This is a genomic window from Bacteroides graminisolvens (assembly GCF_963666085.1).
GTDB classification, from domain to species: Bacteria; Bacteroidota; Bacteroidia; order Bacteroidales; family Bacteroidaceae; genus Bacteroides; species Bacteroides graminisolvens.
Genome location: NZ_OY762556.1, coordinates 391,593 through 413,569, shown reverse-complemented (window position 1 = coordinate 413,569; position 21,977 = coordinate 391,593). Strand labels below are relative to the sequence as shown.

The following is a 21,977-nucleotide window of genomic DNA, read 5'->3' as shown; positions in this document are numbered from 1 at the left end:
ATGAAAAAGAATGCATTGATTCTCACCCTGTTACTGGCTTGCGTTACGCTGATACCGGCTGGCGCACAAACGTATAACACTTATTGGAAGAACCTGAAAACGGCAGAGCAGAAAAGCTTACCGCAAACAGCACTGTCCATCTCAAAAAGTATTTTTACCAAGGCGGAAGCCGAGAAGAATTCTCCACAGATGCTCAAGGCGTTTGTGTGGCGAATGAATTACCTGCAACAAAAGGCACCCGATAGCGTCCGGGTGTGTCTCGCCGAGCTGGAGCAATGGACACTGCGCGCCCAGAAGCCAACAGACAGGGCCGTGCTGCACACACTGATGGCTCAGGCTTATAACCGGTATGTGTCCGCCAAGAGTTGGAACATCAATCAACGAATGGAAACGGAACCGGGGGTAGTGCCCGATGATATGGACGAGTGGGGGGCCAACCTCTTTAAAGAGAAGGTGAACAGCCACGTGGAGCAAGCGCTGCGCGACTCGGCGCTCTTGCTGGCTACATCGGCACGCAGCTATGTGCCGTTTGTGGAACCGGGTAGTACCAGTGCGCTGTATGGGCACAACTTGTATCATCTGCTGGTGATGTGTAATGTGCAGGTGATGAAGCAGGTGGATGGTCAGCTCCATGGAGAGTTTTTTCGACCGAAGATAAGGCAGCTGTATGCCAACCTGATAAAGGCGTACAAAGCGGAAAAGAATATAGACGGGGTGGTGCTGGCGACGCTCGACAGCCTGAGCTGGCATTACACGGAAGTGAATGGTGGCATTGACGAGGAGCAAAAAACAACGGAGGGCTTTGAGAAAGATGCATATATGCTGGCGCTTCATGGGTTGTTGCAGCAGTACGGCAAGAGTGCCGTGGCAGCGGAGATTTATTTGCAGCAGGCCAACCGGGCACGGAGCATGAATCAAATGGTGAAGGCGTTGGCGCTGTGCAACGAGGGCATCGCTCGTTATCCCAAATACAATCGCATCAATGCATTGAAGGAGGTGCGCCAAGAGATTCTGGCGTCTTCGTTGTCTTTCAGCCTGAACGAGGTGGTGTACCCGGGGGCGGAGGTGTCGGTAAAGGTGAATCACCGCAATGTGGACGGTTTCCGGTTGCAGTTTTACAAGCTGAATGTTCCGGCTACATCTGAGTTACTGAAGGAGCGTTTGGATGCGGATTTCATCAAGAGGCACGGTACCCGGGTGTTGACTAAGGACTTGGTGTTGAAGCGCACTGCGGATTACGTGGAGGCCGATACGACTTTGCGGGTGAAGATGCCTGCCGAAGGGGTGTACTTGATCACGGCATCGCATGTGTCGGGGGCGCAAGATCGGTCTTCACTGGTTTATGTGAGTAAGCTGAAGACGTTGACTCGCCGGCTGCCGGGTAAGGATTGCGAAGTGGTGGTGGTCGATGCGCAAAGCGGGCATCCGATAGCGGGTGCGCAGGTGTTGCTGTACAATCAGGAAAAGGAAGATACGAAGTTGGCAAAGGCTTTGACTACGGATGCGCAGGGCAAGGTGGTGTTTCCCTGGGATGCTACGTTCCGCTTTTTTAGGGTGAGTGCTGCGGGCGATGAGTCTATGCCTTATCAGCATTGGCAAGCGGGATATTATTATCAGGAAGTGGCCCGATACAAGGAGGTGGTGCAATTGTTTACGGATCGAACCATTTACCGGCCGGGGCAAACGGTGTATGTAAAGGGGGTGGCGTATGAGCAGATGGAGGACAGCAGCCGGGTGGTGGCCGACAAGACGTATGAGGTGAGGCTGTTTGGTGCCAACGGGCAAAGAATAGATACACGCAGGTTACCTACGAATGAATTTGGTTCTTTTCATCTGGAGTTTGTGTTACCGGCATCGGGATTGAATGGGGTGTACAGGCTGACTGCTGAAAATACGGAGTGTAGTTTCAGGGTGGAGGAGTACAAACGACCTACGTTCTTTGTGGCATTTGATGAGGTGAAGGATGAGTTTCAGCTCAATGATTCGGTCGGGGTGAGGGGCACTGTTCGTACGTATAGTGCGGTGCCGCTGATGAAGGCGAAGGTTCGTTACACGGTGACTCGCCAGGCTGGTGGTTGGTGGCGCATGGGGCGTATGCAATCGGAGGTTATCGGGAGCGGTGAAACGGAAACGGCGGCAGACGGCAGTTTTGTTGTGCCCGTGAAGTTAACGCCCGGCAAGGAGGATATGCCTCAGGGGCGTTATTACAGGTATGTCGTGGAGGCGGCGGTGACTAGTGATGCGGGCGAAACGCAAACGGAAACGTTTGACATCCATGCAGGTGAGCGGTCGCTGGTTTTGAGTACGACTCTCAAAGAGATGGTGTGTCGCGACGATTCTATTTGGACTACGTTTGAGGCTCGCAATCTTTCGGACAAGCAGGTGGCGGTGAACGGGGTGTACCGGTTGCTACGCTACACGGATGTGAAGGCGGATCGGGTGGACTCTGTCGCTGTGGCGCAGGGCTCGTTTGTTGCCAATGAAAAGATGTTCTTGGCTGATTGGCAGGCTTTGCCGTCGGGGGCTTACAAGTTGGTATTGCAGGCGCACGACGCAAAGGGCAGGGAGGTGACTTTCTCAACGAAGGTGGTGCTGTTCTCGCTCCGGGACACGCGTCCGGCTGAAACAACTGATTTATGGTATCATCCGGTGAATACGGAGTTTGATGCCACGCACCCGGCTGTGTTTGTGGTAGGTACTTCGCATGCTGATGCGTATGTACTGATGGATGTGCTTTACGGTGATCAAAAGCCCGAAAGCCGGGTGTTGCATTGGTCGGACTCTGTACAGACGTTCCGCCTTCCGTATCTGGGGAAATACGGTGACGGGGTGAATGTGCAGTTCTGCTTCGTGAAGAACGGGCAGGTGTATCAGCAGAGTGTGAGGCTGACGAAGAAGCAACCGGAGAAATGGCTAAAAGCAAAATGGCAGGTGTTCAGAGATAAGTTGCAACCGGGTAAGAAGGAGGAATGGAGGCTCACGCTGACGACTCCTCAGGGTAAACCGGCGAATGCGGAGATGCTGGCAACCATGTATGATGCGTCACTCGATAAGATATGGGACAATGAGCAGGAGTGGAATCTTTATTATAATCGTTTGATTCCTACTGTGCAGTGGTATTCTCCTTTTATGCAAGGGGTTTTCGGTTCGTTCAGTTTTCCGCAGCGGGCCATCAAGGTTCCTGAATTGATTTTCGACTCGTTATATGGAGTGGCCGACGGGGATCGGATCTTTTATAGTCTTGAAGAAAGGTCGCCCATTATGATACGTGGCATGGCGAGCAAAGCGGCAGGGATCATGACCAAGAACTCGGAGGAACTTCTTGAGGAGGTAGTTGTTGTGGGGTATGGGGTTAGTGATGAGGCTCAATCGAAAACTGCCGGCAGTGTGCAAACGGTTGGTTCCGGACAAGTGCGTACGAACTTCGCGGAAACGGCTTTCTTCTATCCGCAGTTACTGACCAATGAGAAAGGGGAGGTTGTGTTTAGCTTTACCATGCCCGAGAGTCTCACGACCTGGAATTTCAGGGGGTATGCGCACACGAAGGATATGTTGCTGGCGGAGCTGGACGAAGAGGTGGTTACCAGCAAGGATTTTATGCTAACGCCTAACTTACCGCGTTTTGTGCGGGTAGGTGACCATACGGTGTTGGCGGCTACGGTGGATAACCGTACGGAGCGTGCACTGGCGGGTGTGGTGACGCTGACTTGGTTCAACCCGTTGACGAATGAGGTGGTTGCTACGCAGAAGCAGCCGTTTGCCACGGAAGCCAAGCAGAGTGTGGCGGTGCAGTTCGCCTTCACGGCAACGGATCGGTATGACTTGCTGGGCTGTCGCCTGGTGGCCGAGAGTGAGAATTTTAGCGACGGTGAACAGCATGTGATTCCGGTGCTTCCCAATAAGGAGTATGTGACCGAGGCGTTGCCCATTACGGTGCTGCCTGGCAAGGAACAAGAATATAGTTTGGCCGACTTGTTTAACAAGGGTAGCCAAACAGCTACTTCGCGCAAGCTGACGGTGGAGTTTTCTTCTAACCCGGCTTGGTATGCCATTCAGGCGTTGCCTTCGGTGAGCAACCCGGAGTCGGATAATGCCATTTCGTGGGCAACGGCGTATTATGCCAATGCCATGGCGTCTTACCTCGTGGAGCAGCAGCCTTGTATTCATCAGGCAATGGATGCCTGGAAGATGATGGGGGGCGACAAGGATACGTGGGTAAGTAACTTGCTGAAGAATCAGGAACTGAAGGATCTGTTGGCGGAGGAATCGCCCTGGTTGCTCGAGGCGCAGAGTGAAACGGCACAGATGGAGCGCTTGGCTACGTTGTTTGATCTCAATAACAGGAATAATAAATTGGCTGTGGCTCAGCAGAAATTGAAAGCTTTGCAGTTGCCCGATGGCTCGTGGAGCTGGTACAACGGCATGTCGGGCAACCGATACATCACAACGTATGTGTTGGAGACGTTGCTCCGCCTCGGCAGGAATCAGGAGGTGAAGCTTCCTGCTGAAACTGAAGAGATGGTGACTGCTGCACTGAATTATCTGCATGCGGAGATGCTGAAGGTGTATCAGCTTGAACAGGAGGCTCTGAAGAAGGGGCAAACGGAACCGGGCATCACGGATGGGCAGACGGAGTATTTGTATCTGGTGTATTTGTGGGGCAAGGGGGTACCTGCTGCCAACCAAAAGGCGTATGGATATTTCCTTCAGAAATTATCACGATCGGTAGCGGGTTTGTCGCTGGCCGACAAGGCTCGGGCTGCACTGGTGTTGCATGCGGCCGGTAAGGAAAAGGCATCGGCGGAGGCTTTGGCTTCTTTGAAGGAGCACACGGTGTACAAACCGGCAGAGGGGCGCTTCTTTGCATTCGGATCGGCTCCCCAAACGTGGAACATGCGCCGCATGGCTACGCAGGTGGCTGCCATTGAGGCTTTTGAAACCTTATCAAACGATACGGTGTTGACGAATGAAATGAAGGTGTGGGTGCTGAACCAAAAGCGCACGCAGCAGTGGGATTCGCCGGTGGCTACCGTTGATGCTATTTATGCTTTGTTGCTTCGCGGTAAGGATGTGCTGACTGCGGATGCTTCGCTGAACGTGAAGGTAGGGGGCAAGGAGTGGAGCGTCGGCTCGTCGGTCACCAATGTAATGGGGTACCGAAAAGAGGTGATAACCGATGCCGCAACGGTAAAGCGTGCCAAAAACATCCGCGTGAGCAAGCAGGGGAAAGGCTTGGCGTGGGGTGGTGTGTATGCTCAGTTTAATGAGGAATTTGGAAAGATTACTCGCTACGGTACGGCTGGCTTATCGGTCGACAAGGTGATTTACGCCGAACGCGTGGCGGGCGGCAAGAAGCAGTTGCAACTGATTACGACGGCTAATCCGCTACAGGTGGGCGACCGGGTAGTGGTGCGACTGACCATCCGTTTGGATCGTGACATGGATTTTGTGCAGATCAAAGATCGTTTGGCTGCTTGCATGGAACCGCTCAACCCTGTCTCGGGTTACCGGTGGTCGGCCGGGGGTGGCTGCTATGTGGAGGTGAAAGATGCTTCTACACAGATGTTTTTCAGTTCGATGAGCAAGGGTGTGCATGTGTGGGAGAACACGTATGTGGTGAGTCGCCCCGGTACGTATGAAGCGGGAATTGCCACTGTACAGGGGGCTTACACGCCCGAGTACTCGGCACATTCGGCATCGACCACACTGGAGGTTGCAAATTAACCGCTGTTTCATGTTCCTTAATTCATGAAAAAGGGCTATTTTTGTGCAGCTTAATTTGTAATGATTAAAAATAGAAACGGATGAAACGCAATATGACTGCTCTCTTTTCTTTGTTGGCCTTCAGCTTGTCGGCTTATGCGCAATCGCACATTTCTTCGAATAAGGAAACGCATAACTTCGGCCAGATTGAATGGAAAAAACCGGTAACGGTGGATTATACCATTACCAATACCGGTAATAAACCGTTGGTGCTGAGCAATGTGACTACCTCATGCGGATGTGCGGTAGCCGAGTGGACCAAACAGCCCATTGCACCGGGTGAGAAGGGAACGGTAACGGCTACGTTTGACGCTCAGGCGCTGGGGCACTTTGAGAAGACGGTGGGCATTTACAGCAATGCGGAACCGTCACTGGTGTACCTCACCTTCAAAGGGGAGGTGGTGCGTGAGGTGAAGGATTTCACCACTTCGCATCCGTACCAGATCGGTCAAATTCGTTTGGATAGAAATACCCTTGATTTTCCGGATGTGAATGCGGGTGATCGTCCCGAGATTACCATCGGTGTGGTGAACTTGTCGGACCGTCCGTACGAACCGGTCTTGATGCATTTGCCGCCTTACCTGCGTATGGAAAAGAGTCCCAATGTGCTGTTGAAGGGTAAGAAGGGTACCATCAAACTGACACTGGATTCTAAAAAGCTGAATGATTTTGGGTTGACGCAAAGTTCGGTGTACCTGGCTCGCTTTGCGGGCGATAAGGTAAGTGAGGAGAATGAGATTCCGGTATCGGCCGTACTTTTGCCCGACTTCTCTAAAATGAGCGCGCAGGAAAAAGCCAAGGCTCCGGCTATTCGTTTGTCGCAAACGGAGGTTGATTTTGTTCCTCATCTGCTGAAGAAGAACAAAGCGACTCATGCGGTTGTTATCACCAATACGGGTAAATCACCTCTCACCATCGGCAAGCTTCAAGTCTTTAACCCGGCGGTGGGTGTGAGTTTGAAGAAAACGGTGCTTCTGCCCGGTGAGCAAACGCGCCTGACCATTACGTTGAAGCGTAAAGGGCTCAACAAGAAGAAACATTTACGCATATTAATGATAACCAACGACCCCGTGCAGCCCAAGGTGGAAATCAATCTGAAGGCCAACTGACGCGGTGGCTTAAACGAAACGAATGAAACATGGAACATCCTGAAAACAATCAAGAATATAAAGGCCTGGCAGTGAACCGGGGCATCGAACAACCTGCATCTGTTAACCCTTACCTGAAAGCGCAACGCAAGGCCAAAAGGCGTACGTTGTCGGTTGCCGAATTTGTGGAAGGTATTTTGCAGGGTAATGTCACCATACTCAGTCAGGCAGTTACGCTGGTAGAAAGTGTAAAACCCGAACATCAGTCCATTGCACAGGAGGTAATTGAAAAGTGCCTTCCGTATTCGGGCAATTCTGTGCGGGTGGGCATCAGTGGGGTGCCGGGCGCCGGGAAGAGTACTTCGATAGATGTGTTTGGCTTGCATGAGTTGCAAAAGGGAGGCAAACTGGCTGTGTTGGCCATTGATCCCAGCAGTGAACGCAGCAAGGGAAGTATTCTGGGCGACAAAACCCGCATGGAGCAACTATCCGTTCACCCTGATTCTTTTATACGCCCCAGTCCGTCGGCCGGATCATTGGGAGGGGTAGCCCGCAAAACGCGGGAGACTATTATTCTGTGTGAAGCGGCCGGTTTCGATAAGATTTTTGTAGAAACGGTGGGGGTAGGTCAGAGTGAAACAGCGGTTCACTCCATGGTGGATTTCTTCTTACTGATTCAGCTGGCCGGTACGGGTGATGAGCTGCAAGGCATCAAACGGGGGATCATGGAAATGGCCGACGGTATTGTGATCAATAAGGCCGACGGCAGCAACGTGGATAAGGCGCAGCTGGCTGCTACGCAATTTCGCAATGCCTTGCATCTGTTTCCTGCTCCGGATTCAGGCTGGACACCTCGCGTGCTGACTTACTCGGGCTTTTACAACCTGGGTGTGAAAGAGATATGGGACATGATTGATGAGTACATTGCTTTTGTAAAGGAGAACGGGTATTTTGACTATCGCCGCAACGAACAGAGCAAGTACTGGATGTATGAGGCCATCAACGAACATTTGCGCGACAGCTTTTATAACAACGAAGTGGTGAAGTCTATGCTGGCCGACAAAGAGCGGCAGGTGCTGGAAGCGAACCTGACTTCTTTTGTGGCTGCACGAAATTTACTGGATGCTTATTTTGCCGAGTTGAAAAAATAATCATAGTAGCGTAACTCTTTTCAAGGGTTCCGCTGTTTTTCTGCCTCCAACTGTGCCTTCGACTTGCTTTGTGTTACAATGTATACTCCCAGGAAGACAAGGGCAATGGCTATGGCTTTTTGCCAGCCAAATGTATCCATGCCGATGGCTACGGCCACAAAGGAGGCTACAATGGGTTGCACGTAGTTGTACATACTTACTAGGGTAGGGCGAAGCACGCGCTGTGAAGAGGTAGTGAGTATGTATGCCAGGAAGGTGGCAAAGAATACGACATAACCTATCTTTAGTATCATATCAAACGGGATGCTCGTAAAGTCAATGGCGGCTACGTCATGGTAAGAGAAGGGAATGAAGCACATAGACGCATAGATAAACAGCCATTTGCTGATGGTCACGGCAGAATATTTGGTAATGAGGTCTTTAAATACGGTAAGGTAAATGGCGAAACTGAACTGTGCAATCATGCAAAACAGGTCGCCCAACATGCTGCCGGGATGACCGCTGGTAGCGGCCTGACCACTCAGAATCAGTGTGAGCGCTCCCAATGCCCCGATGAATATACCCAGCACTTTCTTATTCGTTATCGGTTCTTTGAGGTAGATAGCCGCCACAATCATAGTAACAATGGGTGAAGTGGTGGTCACAATGGAGGCATCGATGGGTGAGGTGAGCGACAAGCCAAAGATGAAGGCTCCCTGATTAAACACAACGCCAAACAAAGCGGCAAAGAAAAGTTTCAAGAGGTCTTTGTTCTCTACATTTTCCTTTTTACAGAAAAAAGACAGTACCCAGAAAGCTACCGCAGCACCTACCATACGGAAGGTGGTTACCGACATGGGTGTGAACTCTGCCAAAACGGCTTTTCCGATAGGGGCATTTAGTCCCCACATGAGGTTGGCAGTGAACATGGCTGCGTGTCCCCAAATATTTTTATCGTTTGTCATCCTGTTATCCTTAAATAAAACCTGTTGCAAAGGTAGAAAAAAAGTATGTCGTTACGGGTTAATGAAGAATATTTTTATCTTTGTGGTACGGAATGCTATCCGAATTAAATAGAAACAAGATGGAAAAGCAAGCGAATTATATCAAGCGGATTGAACTGGATGGTCTCTGGGGGCGCTTCAACATTGCCTGGGATCTCAGGCCGGATGTGAATATTCTTTCCGGCATCAATGGAGTGGGGAAAACAACTATTCTGAATCGTTCGGTGAGCTATCTCGAAAGGCTGTCGGGTGAGATGAAGAGTGATGAGAAGAACGGGGTACGTGTTTTCTTTGATGACCCTGAAGCTACTTTTATTCCTTATGATGTGATTAGAAGTTATGACCGGCCGCTTATTATGGGCGATTTTACCGCGCACATGGCAGATAAGAATGTGAAGTCTGAGCTCGACTGGCAACTTTATCTGTTGCAACGCAGGTACCTGGACTATCAGGTGAACATTGGCAACCGGATGATTGAGATGTTGGCTAGTGATGATGAGGAGTTACGAAGCAAAGCTTCCACACTTTCTTGTCCCAAGAAGAGGTTTCAGGACTTAATTGATCATTTGTTTAGCTATACGCGTAAAAAGATTGATCGTAAGCGTAATGATATTGCTTTTTATCAGGACGATGAGCTGCTGCACCCGTACAAACTATCGTCGGGTGAGAAGCAGATGCTTGTTATCTTGTTGACTACATTGGTGCAGGATAACCGGCATTATGTGCTGTTCATGGATGAACCGGAGGCTTCGTTGCACATTGAATGGCAGCAAAAGTTGATTTCGATGATCAGGGAGCTCAACCCGAATGTGCAGATTGTGCTCACCACTCACTCGCCCGCGGTGATTATGGAAGGCTGGCTCGATGCGGTGACTGAAGTAAGTGATATATCAACCTTGGTGCACGCGAAATAGATATGGGGAAAAGATTGGTTGACAACCTGAGTTCGTCATATATCGGTGCGGCACAACAGCTTTATCCGAAGAAAACCCGAAAAAAGATTGTGGCGTATGTGGAAAGTTATGATGACATTGCTTTTTGGCGAAATCTGCTGGAGGAGTTCGAAACGGAGGAGTATTATTTTGAAGTGATGCTGCCTTCGAACACGTCTTTGTCGAAAGGCAAGAAGATGGTACTCATGAATACGCTTCGGGTGGAGGAGTTGGGCAAGAGTCTCATTGCTTGTGTGGACAGTGATTTTGATTTCCTGTTGCAAGGAGCTACGGCTACTTCGCGCAAGCTGAACGAAAACAAGTATGTGTTTCAAACGTATGCTTATGCCATTGAAAATTATCATTGTTATGCCGATGGTTTGCACGAGGTATGTGTGCAGTCGACTTTGAATGACAAGCGTCTCTTTGATTTTAATGCTTTCATGAAGAGGTACTCGGAAATAGCTTATCCGCTTTTCTTGTGGACGGTTTTCTTTTACCGGCAGTATGATACGCACTCGTTTCCGATGAATGAGTTTCATGCTTGTGTACGGGTGCGCGACTTGAACTTTCATCATCCGGAAGTGGCTTTGGAAAGAATGCAGAAGGAGGTAAGTGCTAAGTTGTTTCAACTGAAAAAGCGTTTCGGGCAATTTACGCATGAGGTGGAGAAACTGGGCGAGGATTTGCAGAAGCTGGGACTGAATCCGGAAACTACTTATCTGTATATTCAGGGGCACCACATCATGGATAATGTGGTGATGAAGATTCTGAATCCTGTCTGTGCCGTGTTGAGGCGGGAAAGGGAAGAGGAGATTAAACGACTGGCTGAACACGAGGAACAATACCGGAACGAACTGACGAGCTATGAAAATAGTCAGGTCAACGTAGAGGTGATGTTGCGCAGGGCGCAGAGTTACAAGGAACTTTATTTGTATAAATGGCTCCGTGATGATGTAAGGGAGTTTATGAAGGAAAAATAAATAGGTGTGTATGACAAAGGAAATGTTGAGTGATTACAGAATTGTAGAAAACATTAATGAATATCTGGTAACTTTAGGGACGGGACAGAGCTTAGCCGATAGTCTGGACCAGTTTATTGCCGTAGGCCTGCTGTTGCTGCTGGCATTCTCGGCTAACTTTATCTGTCGCACTGTGCTGCTGCATGTGGTGACTAAGCTGGTGAAGAATACGAAAGTAACGTGGGACGATGTTCTGTTTGATAAAAAAGTATTGGTCAACCTTAGCCGAATGGTGGCTCCGGTACTGATTTATGTGTTGCTTCCGGTGGTTTTCCCGCGTGAACCGGATGTCGTTTCTTTTTTGCAGCGCCTTTGCATGATTTATATCATTGCCACTTTCTTGCGATTTATCAATGTTTTCCTGACAGCTATTTACCATGTCTATAGCGAAAAGGAGCAGTTTAAGGATCGTCCGCTAAAGGGATTGCTGCAAACGGCTCAGGTTACTCTGTTCTTCATTGGAGGCATTGCCATAGTCAGTATCCTGATGAATAAATCGCCTGCGGTGTTGCTTACCGGACTGGGTGCATCGGCAGCCATCCTGATGTTGGTATTCAAGGATAGTATCATGGGATTTGTGTCGGGCATTCAGTTGTCGGCCAACAATATGTTGCGTGTGGGCGATTGGATTGTGATGTCCAAATATGGGGCCGACGGTACGGTGATTGAGGTGACACTCAATACGGTTAAAGTTCGTAATTGGGATAATACCATTACGACCATTCCGCCCTATGCTTTGGTGAGCGATTCGTTTCAAAACTGGCGGGGCATGCAGGAATCCGGCGGCCGACGGGTGAAGCGTTCTATCCGGATTGATATGAACAGTGTTAAATTCTGCACGCCTGAAATGCTTGATAAATACCGTAAAATACATCTGCTTGCTGACTACATTGATGAAACGGAACGGGTTGTATCCGAATACAATGAAACGCACCACATCGATAACAGTCTGCTGGTCAACGGAAGGAGGCAGACTAACTTAGGGGTTTTCAGAGCTTACCTGAATAATTATCTGAAAAACCTGGATGCGGTGAATCAAGAGATGACTTGCATGGTGCGACAATTGCAGCCAACGGAGCAGGGCATACCGATTGAGTTATACTTTTTTTCTGCTATCAAAGAGTGGGTGGTTTATGAAAGTATTCAGGCTGATGTGTTTGATCATGTGTTAGCTATCATACCTGAGTTTGAGCTACGTGTTTTTCAAAATCCTACGGGAAGTGATTTCAGGGAATTACGCACTAATTGATAAAAAAGTATGGGTTCGCACTGGATTTAAAATAATGTGCTATATTTGTGACGATAATACTATATTAACCTTCTATCGATATGAATGTAGCACAAAACCAGATTATTCGTGAAATTACCCCTTTATCGGACAAAGATTGTTTTTACATCGCGGAGCGGTATAAAACGGAATTTACTTATCCGATGCACAGTCATGCTGAATTCGAATTGAACTTTACTGAGAAAGCAGCCGGAGTGCGTCGCATCGTTGGCGATTCGGCTGAGATTATCAGTGATTATGACTTGGTGCTGATCACCGGAAAGGATTTGGAACATGTGTGGGAGCAACACGACTGTTGTTCGAAAGAGATTCGTGAAATAACCATTCAGTTCTCTTCAGATCTGTTTTTCAAGAGCTTCATCAATAAAAACCAGTTTGATTCCATCAGATCTATGCTGGACCGTGCTCAGAAAGGACTTTGCTTTCCCATGCAAGCTATTATGAAGGTTTATCCGTTATTGGATACATTGGCCTCTGAAAAACAGGGGTTTTACGCTGTGATCAAGTTTCTCACTATCTTGTATGAATTGTCTCTGCACAGTGATGAAGCCCGCACGCTGTCAAGTTCTTCTTTTGCTAAGATAGGCATTCACTCTGACAGCCGCCGGGTTCAAAAGGTGCAGGAGTTTATTAATGCGCATTACAAAGAGGAAATCAGACTGAATCAGCTTGCCGATATGGTTGGAATGACATCTGTTTCTTTTAGCCGTTTCTTTAAGTTACGAACAGGAAAGAACTTGTCTGACTACATTATTGATATTCGTTTGGGCTATGCGGCGCGCTTGCTGGTGGACTCAACCATGTCGGTTGCCGAGATTTGTTATGAATGCGGATTCAATAATTTGTCGAACTTCAACCGGATATTCAAGAAAAAGAAAGAATGCTCTCCCAAAGAGTTTCGCGATAACTATAGAAAGAAAAAGAAATTGATTTGATTCTGCAAGAAACAGGTACGGCTGCATATTCCTGACGAATACATGCAGCCGTACTTATTTTCTGTGAATTGTGGTTTACTAAAGAATTATCCGATTGATCAAACGTAGCTCTTCGGCCGTAAATTGACAATTTTCAAGACCCTTAAGGTTGTCTTTCATCTGTTGAACGGAGCTTGCTCCAATGATGACAGAGGTTACCAAATCATCTTTTAATACCCAGGCCAATGCCATCTCAGCGAGCGTTTGTCCACGTTCGAGCGCCATTTTATTGAGTTGCTCAATCTTTTGGAGAACATCATTGGTTAGTTGTTCTTTCTTCAAGAATCCGCCCCGCGCTATGCGTGAATCGTCTGGAATACCTTGTAAATAACGGTTGGTGAGCAAGCCTTGTGCCAAAGGTGAAAAGGCAATGAATCCGCTTCCGTTTTCTTTTGCCTGCTGCAGAATTTGTTCTTGCTCGGGTTCACGGTTGAAAATATTGTATCGCCCTTGGTATAGTAGGCAACGTACATCTCTCTGTTTGAGGTAATGATAGGCAAACCGGGCTGCTTCATACGGGTATTTTGATATACCCACATAAAGAGCTTTGCCCTGGCGTACGATATCGACCAGCGCTTGGAGTGTTTCTTCCAACGGCGTATTCGGATCAAAACGATGAGAATAGAAGATGTCAACGTAATCGAGATTCATCCGCTTTAGACTTTGGTCCAGACTGCTCATGAGGTATTTGCGTGAACCCCACTCACCATAAGGACCTTGCCACATTTCATGTCCGGCTTTGGTTGAAATGAATAGTTCGTCACGATAGGGAGCGAATGATTTTTTCATGATTTGCCCGAATGTTTCTTCGGCTGAACCATAAACCGGACCGTAATTATTGGCCAGATCGAAGTGAATAATACCGTTATCGAATGCGTAATGCGCCATTTTCTGACTGTTGTCAAATGTATCGACACTCCCGAAATTGTGCCACAATCCCAATGAAATTTCGGGAAGCAAGATACCACTTTGTCCGCAACGGCGGTATTTCATGCCGCTACGATAACGTTCCGGACTGGCTGAGTACACAGTGTCTGTCATCATATTAAAAATGCTTTTGGGGTTACTATGCGGCAAATATAGTTATTTGTACAATGAATAGATAAAATAATACAAGATACTTTAACGTAAGAGTATTACTTTTGCCATGAAACAAAAAATCTGATATTATGGCGAAATTTATTTCACTCTTTATTTCTTTGCTATTTCTATTCACAGGGTGCATGGCGCGCAAGTCAACATCTGCATCTTCTTTCATTCAAGTCAACGACGGTCATTTTATGAGGGACGGTAAGCCTTACCATTTTGTAGGAGCCAACTTTTGGTATGGTGCTATTTTAGCATCCGAAGGTGAAGGAGGCAACAGAGACCGTTTGAACAAAGAACTCGATTTTTTAAAAAGCATAGGAGTGGATAACCTGAGAATTCTGGTAGGATCCGATGGTGAAAGAGGAATAACCGCAAAGGTGGAACCTACGTTACAAATAGCTCCCGGTGTGTATAATGATACTATTTTAGCCGGTTTGGATTATTTGCTGGCTGAAATGAGTAAACGAAAGATGGTAGCAGTACTTTACCTGAATAACTCTTGGGAATGGAGTGGAGGATATGGACAATACCTTCAGTGGGCCGGACATGGTAAAGCGCCGGTACCTGCGGTCGATGGATGGCCTGCTTATATGGAATACGTGAAACAATATCAAAAATCGGATAGCGCAAAGGCTTTGTTTGCCAATTATGTGAAAGACATCCTTTCGAGAGTCAATAGGTATACACATATAAAATATGTAGATGATCCGACAATCATGTCCTGGCAGATTGGTAACGAGCCGCGCGCTTTTTCCGAGGAAAACAAAGAACCTTTTGCTAAATGGATAGCAGAGGTCGCTGCGCTCATTAAGTCGATTGACAGCAATCACCTGGTGTCAACCGGCAGCGAAGGAAAGCACGGTTGCGAGCAAGATATAAAGTTGTTTGAACAGATTCATGCAGATACCCATATTGATTATATGAACATTCATATCTGGCCGTATAATTGGGGATGGGCTCCAAAGGACAGTCTGCAAGAGAATTTGGAAAAAGCCAAAGTCAATACCAAGAAGTACATCGACGAGCACTTGGTGGTAGCTCGTAAATACAATAAGCCCATAGCTCTGGAGGAATTTGGGTATCCGCGTGACGGCTTTCAATTTTCAAAGGATGTTACCACTCGGGCACGTGATAGTTATTATCGGTTTATTTTTGATCTGGTAGCCGATAAAACGGAGGCTTATAAACTGTTGGCCGGCTGTAATTTTTGGGCTTGGGGCGGTTTTGCTAATCCATCTGCAGAACATGTAAACTGGAGAAAAGGAGATGATTACACGGGCGATCCGGCTCAGGAAGAGCAGGGGCTGAATTCTGTTTTCGCAACGGACAGCACAGTGGCTATAATCAAGGAGGCTAACAATAAATTGAAATAATCAGATAAACAAAAAAAGATGAAGAAAAAGACATGGATAGCAGCTTTATTGTTCTGCTTGCCCTTAGCTTTAAATGCTCAGAAATTTGAGGGGTTGGCGCAGACACCTCCCATGGGATGGAATAGTTGGAATAAGTTTGCTTGTAATATTGATGAGAATTTGATTAAGACCATTGCCGATGCCATGGTTGAAAGCGGCTTACGCGACGCCGGGTATGTATATCTTAACCTGGACGACTGCTGGCATGGTGAGAGAGATTCTTTAGGCTTTATTCAGGCTGACCCTCTTAAGTTTCCTTCTGGCATGAAAGCTTTGGGTGATTACATTCACAGTAAAGGACTGAAATTTGGTATTTACTCAGACGCTGGCCGGAAAACCTGTGGTGGTCGCCCGGGAAGTTTCGGTCATGAATATCAGGATGCTCTTCAGTATGCCAAGTGGGGTATTGACTATTTGAAATATGATTGGTGTGAAACGGAAGATATCAATCCGGTAGGAGCTTACAATTTAATGAGGGATGCTTTACGGGCAGCCGGTCGTCCTATACTTTTCAGTATGTGTGAATGGGGACATAGTAAACCTTGGACTTGGGCAAAGGAAACCGGTCACATGTGGCGTACAACAGGTGATATCTTTAATTGTTTCGATTGCGTAGATCAGCACCCGGGATGGGCTGCTTATGGGGTATTGCAAATCTTAGATATGCAAAACGGTCTTAGGCAATATGCCGGTCCTGGACATTGGAATGATCCGGATATGTTGGAGGTTGGTAACGGACAAAGTGTGAATGAAGATCGTGCACATTTCTCTATGTGGAGTATGTTAGCTGCCCCGCTGATTTTGGGAAATGATATTCGCAGCATGTCTCAGCAAACAAAAGATATTTTGATGAATAAAGAGGTTATTGCTGTAAATCAAGATAAACTGGGTATTCAAGGATTGAAGTTTGCTGCGGAAGATGGTCTTGAATTTTGGTTCAAGCCATTGGCTGATAATGATTGGGCTTTTTGTATTTTGAACCGTTCGACAACGGATAAGCAGTATGTCATTGACTGGCAGAAGTTTAATTTGTATGATGAGGTTTCGAAGCGCTTTACTGATTTTGATTCGAAAGTTTACACCATTCGAAATCTTTGGACCAACCAAAATGAAGGAGATACTAAGAAAGTAAGGCCGGTTACTATTCCGGGACATGACGTTGTTATGTACCGTTTGTCGGTCGCCAAAAAGAAAAAATAAATTGTAGTTAACATGGTTCGTAAAATTGTATTTGTTTTGGCAATACTGATTGGGCAAGTCATATTTAGTACGACTTTTGCTCAGATCAGAGGAAATGAAGTGAGGGTGGTCGTATCTCCCAATCACAATGATTGGCGTTATGCATTGAATGAAAAGTGTGAATTCACTATACAAGTATTCAAAGCACAGAATCTACTTCAGAATGTGCGAATTGATTATGAATTAGGCCCTGAGATGTATCCTGATGTACAAAAAAAGAACATAGTATTAAAGGATGGCAAGATACAGGTTTCTTCCTCGCTCAAAAAACCGGGCTTTCTTCGTTGTAAAGTGAAAGCCTATGTCGGTGAACGTGTATATGAGGGAATGGCTACGGCCGGCTATGCACCTGAAGAAATAAAAGCTTATACAACAGCTCCTGCCGATTTTGATCCATACTGGGCCAACGCGTTGGCTGAATCTAGGAATGTTCCATTAGAGCCTACGATGGAGCTAATACCTGAAAGATGTACGGATAAGGTAAATGTATATCAAGTCAGTTTCCAGAATATAAGATGGGGTTCGCGAACATACGGTATTTTGTGTATGCCTAAGGCCAGTGGTAAATATCCGGCACTTTTACGTGTGCCGGGTGCCGGTATTCGCCCTTATTATGGTGATATAACAACGGCTTCAAAAGGTGCTATTACATTAGAAATAGGAATTCATGGCATTCCTGTAACCATGGAACAAAGCTATTACGATAAGTTATTTAATGGAGCTTTGTGGAACTATTGGGAAATGAATGCGAATGATAAGGACCGCTTTTATTACAAGCGCGTTGTGGTTGGAGCTTTGCGCGCAGTCGACTTCATTTGCAGCTTGCCCCAGTATAACGGGAAGGCGCTTGGTGTAAGTGGTTCCAGTCAAGGTGGAGCCTTGTCTATCATTACCGCTGCACTAGACAAACGGGTTACCTGCTTGGCTGCGGTGCATCCTGCTATGTGCGACTTTATGGCGGCTCAGTATGATAGAGCCTGTGGATGGCCACATTATTTTTATAAACAAAGCAATCCTGATAAGAATCAATTGGAGACTAGTCGCTATTACGATGCGGTTAATTTTGCTAGCCGATTATCAGTTCCTGCCTGGTTTAGCTGGGGGTATAACGATGATGTTTGCCCGCCTAGTTCTATGTATGCTGCTTATAACTCAGTTCCATCATCTAAAGAATTGCACCCGTATCTTGAAACGGGTCATTACTGGTATCAGGAACAATACGATGAGTGGAACCAATGGCTTTGGAAACAGATGGGGTTGGATTAATCTCGTTGGCTGTTTATAAAGTATTGGTTTATGATAAAATTGTATTTGTTAGGATGTTTTAGCTTATTTACTTTTGTATCGTAAATATGTATGTCTTGTGATTGAAGCAAATTAATATGTATTTTTCTTTTTAGATAGATGCATGCTATTTCTTTTATTTAATATCTAATAGACATATTTGTTGTATTTATGTATAAATATTGGTGTTTTGATATTATTCTATTCTTAGATATTTGATTTCAGTAATTCAGGGAATAAAAATCTTAAAAAAGGTTATACTTATATATAATTGTGTATTTTTGTTTTTTGAAGAGAAATAATATTTCTTAGCTTAGTTAATCTAGGAGAATAGTAGATGAATTGTCCTTTGTTAATGTTATTATAAACTTAAATTTAAATGCATGAAGAAAAGTTGGAAAACTCCTTAGTGGAATAGAAGTAGGGGGATACTCTTCTGTTCTAAGTTCTAACAGACACTATTATCTAATCAGTAATTTGACTATTATTTAATGAATAGTCGTTTAATCTTTTAATACTTTTAAAAGCATGAATCTTAATTCTAGAAAAACAGCACTAATTGCGAAGATTTGTCTTTCTTTCCTGATTGGTGGCGTTCCTTCGGCTTTTGCAACCTTACCTGTTGCTGTTGAAACGACTCAGCAGAACGGTAAAGTAACAGGAACAGTAGTTGACCAATACGGTGAATCCGTTATTGGAGCTAACGTACTTCAAAAAGGTACTACGAATGGTGTCATAACAGACATTGATGGAAACTTCGTATTAAATGTACCAAGAGGAGCAACACTTGAGGTCTCTTTTGTAGGTTATGTTACCCAATCTGTAAAAGTAACCGGTCCTACTATTAAAATTGTTTTAGTTGAAGACTCTAAAGCTCTTGAAGAAGTAGTAGTAGTAGGTTATGGCGTTCAAAAAAAGAAATTAGTAACTGGTGCTACGGTTCAAGTAAAGGGAGAACAACTAGCAGCGCTAAATACAACTAGTGCCTTGACTGCCATGCAAAGCATGTCTCCAGGTGTTAATATCACTCAATCCTCAGGGCAGCCTGGTGAAGGATTTAAGGTTAATATCCGTGGTTTAGGAACAGTAGGCAGTTATGCTCCTCTATATGTTATTGATGGTATTACCGGTGGAGATATCAACTCTTTAAACCCTTCTGATATTGAAAGTATTGATGTGTTGAAAGATGCGGCTTCTTGTGCTATCTATGGTGCTCGCGGTGCCAATGGTGTAATTCTTGTAACAACGAAACAAGGAAAAATAGGTAAGATACAAGTAACGTACGATGGCTATTTTGGATGGCAAAATTCACCCAAGATGCCAGAATTGCTGAATGCAAAACAATATATGGAAGTGCAGGACCTGATTATGTTCAATCAGGGTGGAGAAGCAATTGACTGGGAAGGAAAATTATCATCTGGACTATATAATAGTATCATGGACGGATCTTATCAAGGAACCAATTGGTTAAAATTGATCCATAATGATGATGCACCAATCACCAACCATGCGTTGAATGTAGTAGGTGGTAACGATATGTCTAAGTTCTCTTTGGGTGTGTCTTACACCTCTCAAGAAGGTATTTACGGAAGACCCGTTCAATCTGATTTTGAACGAACTTCTGTTCGTCTAAATTCTGATCACGTGCTTTGGAAGAAAGGTGACTTAGATGTAATATCGTTATCTGAGAACATGACATATAACTATAAGACGAAATCGGGTATTGGTATTGGCAATCAATATTGGAATGACATTTCTAATGTGTTGCGTGCAAATCCCATTACTCCTGCTTATAATGAAAGTGGTGATATTTTTGCGTACGATGATTTATTGGCTAGTGGTATTTTTGGAATAATTCCTGGAGCCGGAAATCCTCTTGGAGACATGATATACAACCGCGGAAATAATATTTCCAAGAATCATGCATTGAATATGTCAGCAACTTTGAAAATTCAACCTATTAAGAATTTGGTTTGGAGAAGCCAGTTTAATTATAAAATGTCTTCAAACTCATATCGTCAGTATGTGCCTAAATATAAGATCAACCCTTCTGTTAATTCACAAGCCCAAAGCGATAGGACTCAGCAATCAGCTAGCCAGGGATGGTCTTATTCATGGGAAAATACGCTAAACTATAAGTTTAGTATAGACACTAGCCATAATATTGATCTTCTTGCCGGTACATCTATAGAGAAGTGGGGCATGGGTGAAAGTATGGAAGCTACAAATTCGGGAGGATTATGGAGTGATTGGGATCATGCTTGGTTAGATAACATGAAGGATGTTGGTACGGCTTCTGCTACAGGTTCTCCTTGGGGTGAAGGTGGCTTGGCCTCTTTTTTCGGTCGTGTGAACTATGATTATAAGGAAAAATACATGTTTAGCGCTATTGTTCGTCACGATGGTTCTTCAAATTTTGCTAGTGGTAATCGTTGGGGTACATTCCCTTCATTCTCGGCCGGTTGGGTCATGACAAATGAAGAGTTTATGAAAGATTTAAGTAATTGGCTTGACTTTTTGAAACTTCGCGCAAGCTGGGGACAAAACGGAAACTGTAATGTCGCTGGATTCCAATATTTGGCAACTGTTTCTTTTGATAAAACCGCTGCTTATGCTTTCAATAATCAAGTAAATAATCCTCAGACGGGTGGTTATGCTAATAAACTACCTAATGCAGATATAACATGGGAAACATCTGAACAGCTAAACTTCGGTTTTGATGCGCGCTTGTTCAGAAGCCGTTTGGGCGTAGCGTTTGATTGGTATAAAAAGACAACGAAAGATTGGTTAGTTAATGCGCCTGTTCTTGGACATTATGGAACTGGAGCCCCAGATATCAATGGTGGAGATGTTGAAAATACAGGTATTGAACTAGCATTGAATTGGAATGATAAGGCAGGTAAGGAATTTACTTACACTGTAGGAGTGAACATGGCGTACAATAAAAATGAGGTAACTCGAATTGCTAATGCTGAAGGTATACTTCACGGTCCATCTAATGTTTTATCACAAGGAACAACTGAAATGTATCGCGCAGAAGTAGGTCAACCTATTGGTTACTTCTGGGGGTATAAGACAGCAGGAGTCTTTCAGAATGCAGCTGAGATAGATGCATGGAAAGCTGCTGGAAATGCTACGATGTCATCAAATCCGGTTCCGGGTGATTTGATTTTTGTCGATTTGAATGGTGATAAAGCAATTACTGATGCTGATAAAACTAATATTGGTAATCCGCACCCAGATCTAACTGCCGGTTTGAATTTGAATTTCGGTTATAAAGGATTTGATTTGACTATTGCCGGCTACGGGGCGTTTGGTCATCAGATTGCCAAATCATATCGTAAATTTGGAGACGGCCAATATGATAACTATACAACAGATGTTTATGATACTTGGCACGGAGAAGGAACTTCCAATAAATTGCCTCGTTTAGTTCCTGGTAATAATTATAATTACCTTAACATTTCTGATATCTACATGGAAGATGCTGATTTCTTCAGATTACAGAATATTACTTTGGGATATGATTTTAAAAAGCTTTTCCCCAGAGCACCGTTCCAACAAGCACGTCTTTATGTAACTGCTCAGAATTTGTTTACCATAACAGGGTATTCTGGTATGGATCCTGAAGTTGGTGCTTCTGGTGATGAGACAAACTATTCATGGGGATCAGGTATTGATTTGGGATTCTATCCGAGTCCACGAACATTTTTGGTAGGTGTTAATCTTAAATTTTAATTAGAATTATTTAG

13 protein-coding genes are annotated in these 21,977 nt (G+C 45.4%); 11 read left to right on the top strand and 2 right to left on the bottom strand.

Annotated features, from left to right (window positions below):
* The 3 genes from ACKPCE_RS01715 (at position 1) to meaB (ending at position 8,002) form a co-directional block, all read left to right on the top strand.
* Positions 1-5,724: an alpha-2-macroglobulin family protein gene (locus ACKPCE_RS01715; protein ID WP_319503971.1), complete on the top strand. Its 5,724-nt coding sequence runs from the start codon at positions 1-3 to the stop codon at positions 5,722-5,724.
* Positions 5,725-5,804: 80 nt separating this feature from the next.
* Complete coding sequence (locus ACKPCE_RS01710) at positions 5,805-6,872, top strand: DUF1573 domain-containing protein (protein WP_319503970.1); 1,068 nt, start codon at positions 5,805-5,807, stop codon at positions 6,870-6,872.
* A gap of 29 nt (positions 6,873-6,901) precedes the next feature.
* Entirely contained in the window at positions 6,902-8,002 is a 1,101-nt protein-coding gene (gene meaB, locus ACKPCE_RS01705) for a methylmalonyl Co-A mutase-associated GTPase MeaB (RefSeq protein ID WP_024995900.1), read from the top strand.
* Positions 8,003-8,022: 20 nt separating this feature from the next.
* On the opposite strand, the gene ACKPCE_RS01700 is transcribed toward meaB, so the two are convergent.
* Positions 8,023-8,946, bottom strand: a complete 924-nt coding sequence (locus ACKPCE_RS01700; protein WP_308764202.1) for a DMT family transporter — start codon at positions 8,944-8,946, stop codon at positions 8,023-8,025.
* 119 nt (positions 8,947-9,065) lie between these two features.
* Here ACKPCE_RS01700 and ACKPCE_RS01695 point away from each other — a divergent pair, with 119 nt between their 5' ends.
* The 4 genes from ACKPCE_RS01695 (at position 9,066) to ACKPCE_RS01680 (ending at position 13,162) form a co-directional block, all read left to right on the top strand.
* The gene (locus tag ACKPCE_RS01695) at positions 9,066-9,899 is read left to right on the top strand and encodes an AAA family ATPase (RefSeq protein WP_024995902.1); all 834 of its coding nucleotides are present in this window, start codon (positions 9,066-9,068) and stop codon (positions 9,897-9,899) included.
* 2 nt (positions 9,900-9,901) lie between these two features.
* Positions 9,902-10,900 (top strand): DUF4435 domain-containing protein, encoded by a 999-nt coding sequence (locus tag ACKPCE_RS01690; protein WP_308764201.1) that lies wholly within the window; start codon positions 9,902-9,904, stop codon positions 10,898-10,900.
* A 10-nt stretch (positions 10,901-10,910) separates the two neighbouring features.
* Positions 10,911-12,188 (top strand): mechanosensitive ion channel family protein, encoded by a 1,278-nt coding sequence (locus ACKPCE_RS01685; RefSeq protein ID WP_319503969.1) that lies wholly within the window; start codon positions 10,911-10,913, stop codon positions 12,186-12,188.
* Between the two features lie 80 nt (positions 12,189-12,268).
* A complete protein-coding gene (locus ACKPCE_RS01680; RefSeq protein WP_024995905.1) occupies positions 12,269-13,162 on the top strand; it encodes an AraC family transcriptional regulator in 894 nt (297 codons plus the stop codon).
* 78 nt (positions 13,163-13,240) lie between these two features.
* Here ACKPCE_RS01680 and ACKPCE_RS01675 read toward each other — a convergent pair whose 3' ends face one another.
* Entirely contained in the window at positions 13,241-14,242 is a 1,002-nt protein-coding gene (locus ACKPCE_RS01675) for an aldo/keto reductase (protein ID WP_276964442.1), read from the bottom strand.
* A 128-nt stretch (positions 14,243-14,370) separates the two neighbouring features.
* Between ACKPCE_RS01675 and ACKPCE_RS01670 the strand changes: the two genes are divergently transcribed.
* The 4 genes from ACKPCE_RS01670 to ACKPCE_RS01655 all read left to right on the top strand — a co-directional run bounded on the left by ACKPCE_RS01670 (position 14,371) and on the right by ACKPCE_RS01655 (position 21,963).
* On the top strand, positions 14,371-15,663 hold the full coding sequence (locus ACKPCE_RS01670; protein WP_407654942.1) for a glycoside hydrolase 5 family protein: 1,293 nt from the start codon (positions 14,371-14,373) through the stop codon (positions 15,661-15,663).
* An 18-nt stretch (positions 15,664-15,681) separates the two neighbouring features.
* Entirely contained in the window at positions 15,682-16,902 is a 1,221-nt protein-coding gene (locus ACKPCE_RS01665) for a glycoside hydrolase family 27 protein (RefSeq protein WP_319503968.1), read from the top strand.
* A 12-nt stretch (positions 16,903-16,914) separates the two neighbouring features.
* Positions 16,915-18,207: an acetylxylan esterase gene (locus ACKPCE_RS01660; protein ID WP_319503967.1), complete on the top strand. Its 1,293-nt coding sequence runs from the start codon at positions 16,915-16,917 to the stop codon at positions 18,205-18,207.
* A gap of 546 nt (positions 18,208-18,753) precedes the next feature.
* The gene (locus ACKPCE_RS01655) at positions 18,754-21,963 is read left to right on the top strand and encodes a SusC/RagA family TonB-linked outer membrane protein (protein WP_319503966.1); all 3,210 of its coding nucleotides are present in this window, start codon (positions 18,754-18,756) and stop codon (positions 21,961-21,963) included.
* Positions 21,964-21,977 lie beyond the last annotated feature (14 nt).

Excerpts from the sequence above, each read along its gene's own strand:
- ACKPCE_RS01700 (WP_308764202.1), bottom strand. The coding sequence starts at position 8,946 with ATGACAAACGATAAAAATATTTGGGGACACGCAGCCATGTTCACTGCC.
- ACKPCE_RS01690 (WP_308764201.1), top strand. The coding sequence starts at position 9,902 with ATGGGGAAAAGATTGGTTGACAACCTGAGTTCGTCATATATCGGTGCG.
- ACKPCE_RS01665 (WP_319503968.1), top strand. The coding sequence starts at position 15,682 with ATGAAGAAAAAGACATGGATAGCAGCTTTATTGTTCTGCTTGCCCTTA.
- ACKPCE_RS01660 (WP_319503967.1), top strand. The coding sequence starts at position 16,915 with ATGGTTCGTAAAATTGTATTTGTTTTGGCAATACTGATTGGGCAAGTC.
- ACKPCE_RS01655 (WP_319503966.1), top strand. The coding sequence starts at position 18,754 with ATGAATCTTAATTCTAGAAAAACAGCACTAATTGCGAAGATTTGTCTT.
- ACKPCE_RS01675 (WP_276964442.1), bottom strand. The coding sequence starts at position 14,242 with ATGACAGACACTGTGTACTCAGCCAGTCCGGAACGTTATCGTAGCGGC.
- ACKPCE_RS01685 (WP_319503969.1), top strand. The coding sequence starts at position 10,911 with ATGACAAAGGAAATGTTGAGTGATTACAGAATTGTAGAAAACATTAAT.
- ACKPCE_RS01695 (WP_024995902.1), top strand. The coding sequence starts at position 9,066 with ATGGAAAAGCAAGCGAATTATATCAAGCGGATTGAACTGGATGGTCTC.
- ACKPCE_RS01710 (WP_319503970.1), top strand. The coding sequence starts at position 5,805 with ATGAAACGCAATATGACTGCTCTCTTTTCTTTGTTGGCCTTCAGCTTG.
- meaB (WP_024995900.1), top strand. The coding sequence starts at position 6,902 with ATGGAACATCCTGAAAACAATCAAGAATATAAAGGCCTGGCAGTGAAC.
- ACKPCE_RS01680 (WP_024995905.1), top strand. The coding sequence starts at position 12,269 with ATGAATGTAGCACAAAACCAGATTATTCGTGAAATTACCCCTTTATCG.
- ACKPCE_RS01670 (WP_407654942.1), top strand. The coding sequence starts at position 14,371 with ATGGCGAAATTTATTTCACTCTTTATTTCTTTGCTATTTCTATTCACA.
- ACKPCE_RS01715 (WP_319503971.1), top strand. The coding sequence starts at position 1 with ATGAAAAAGAATGCATTGATTCTCACCCTGTTACTGGCTTGCGTTACG.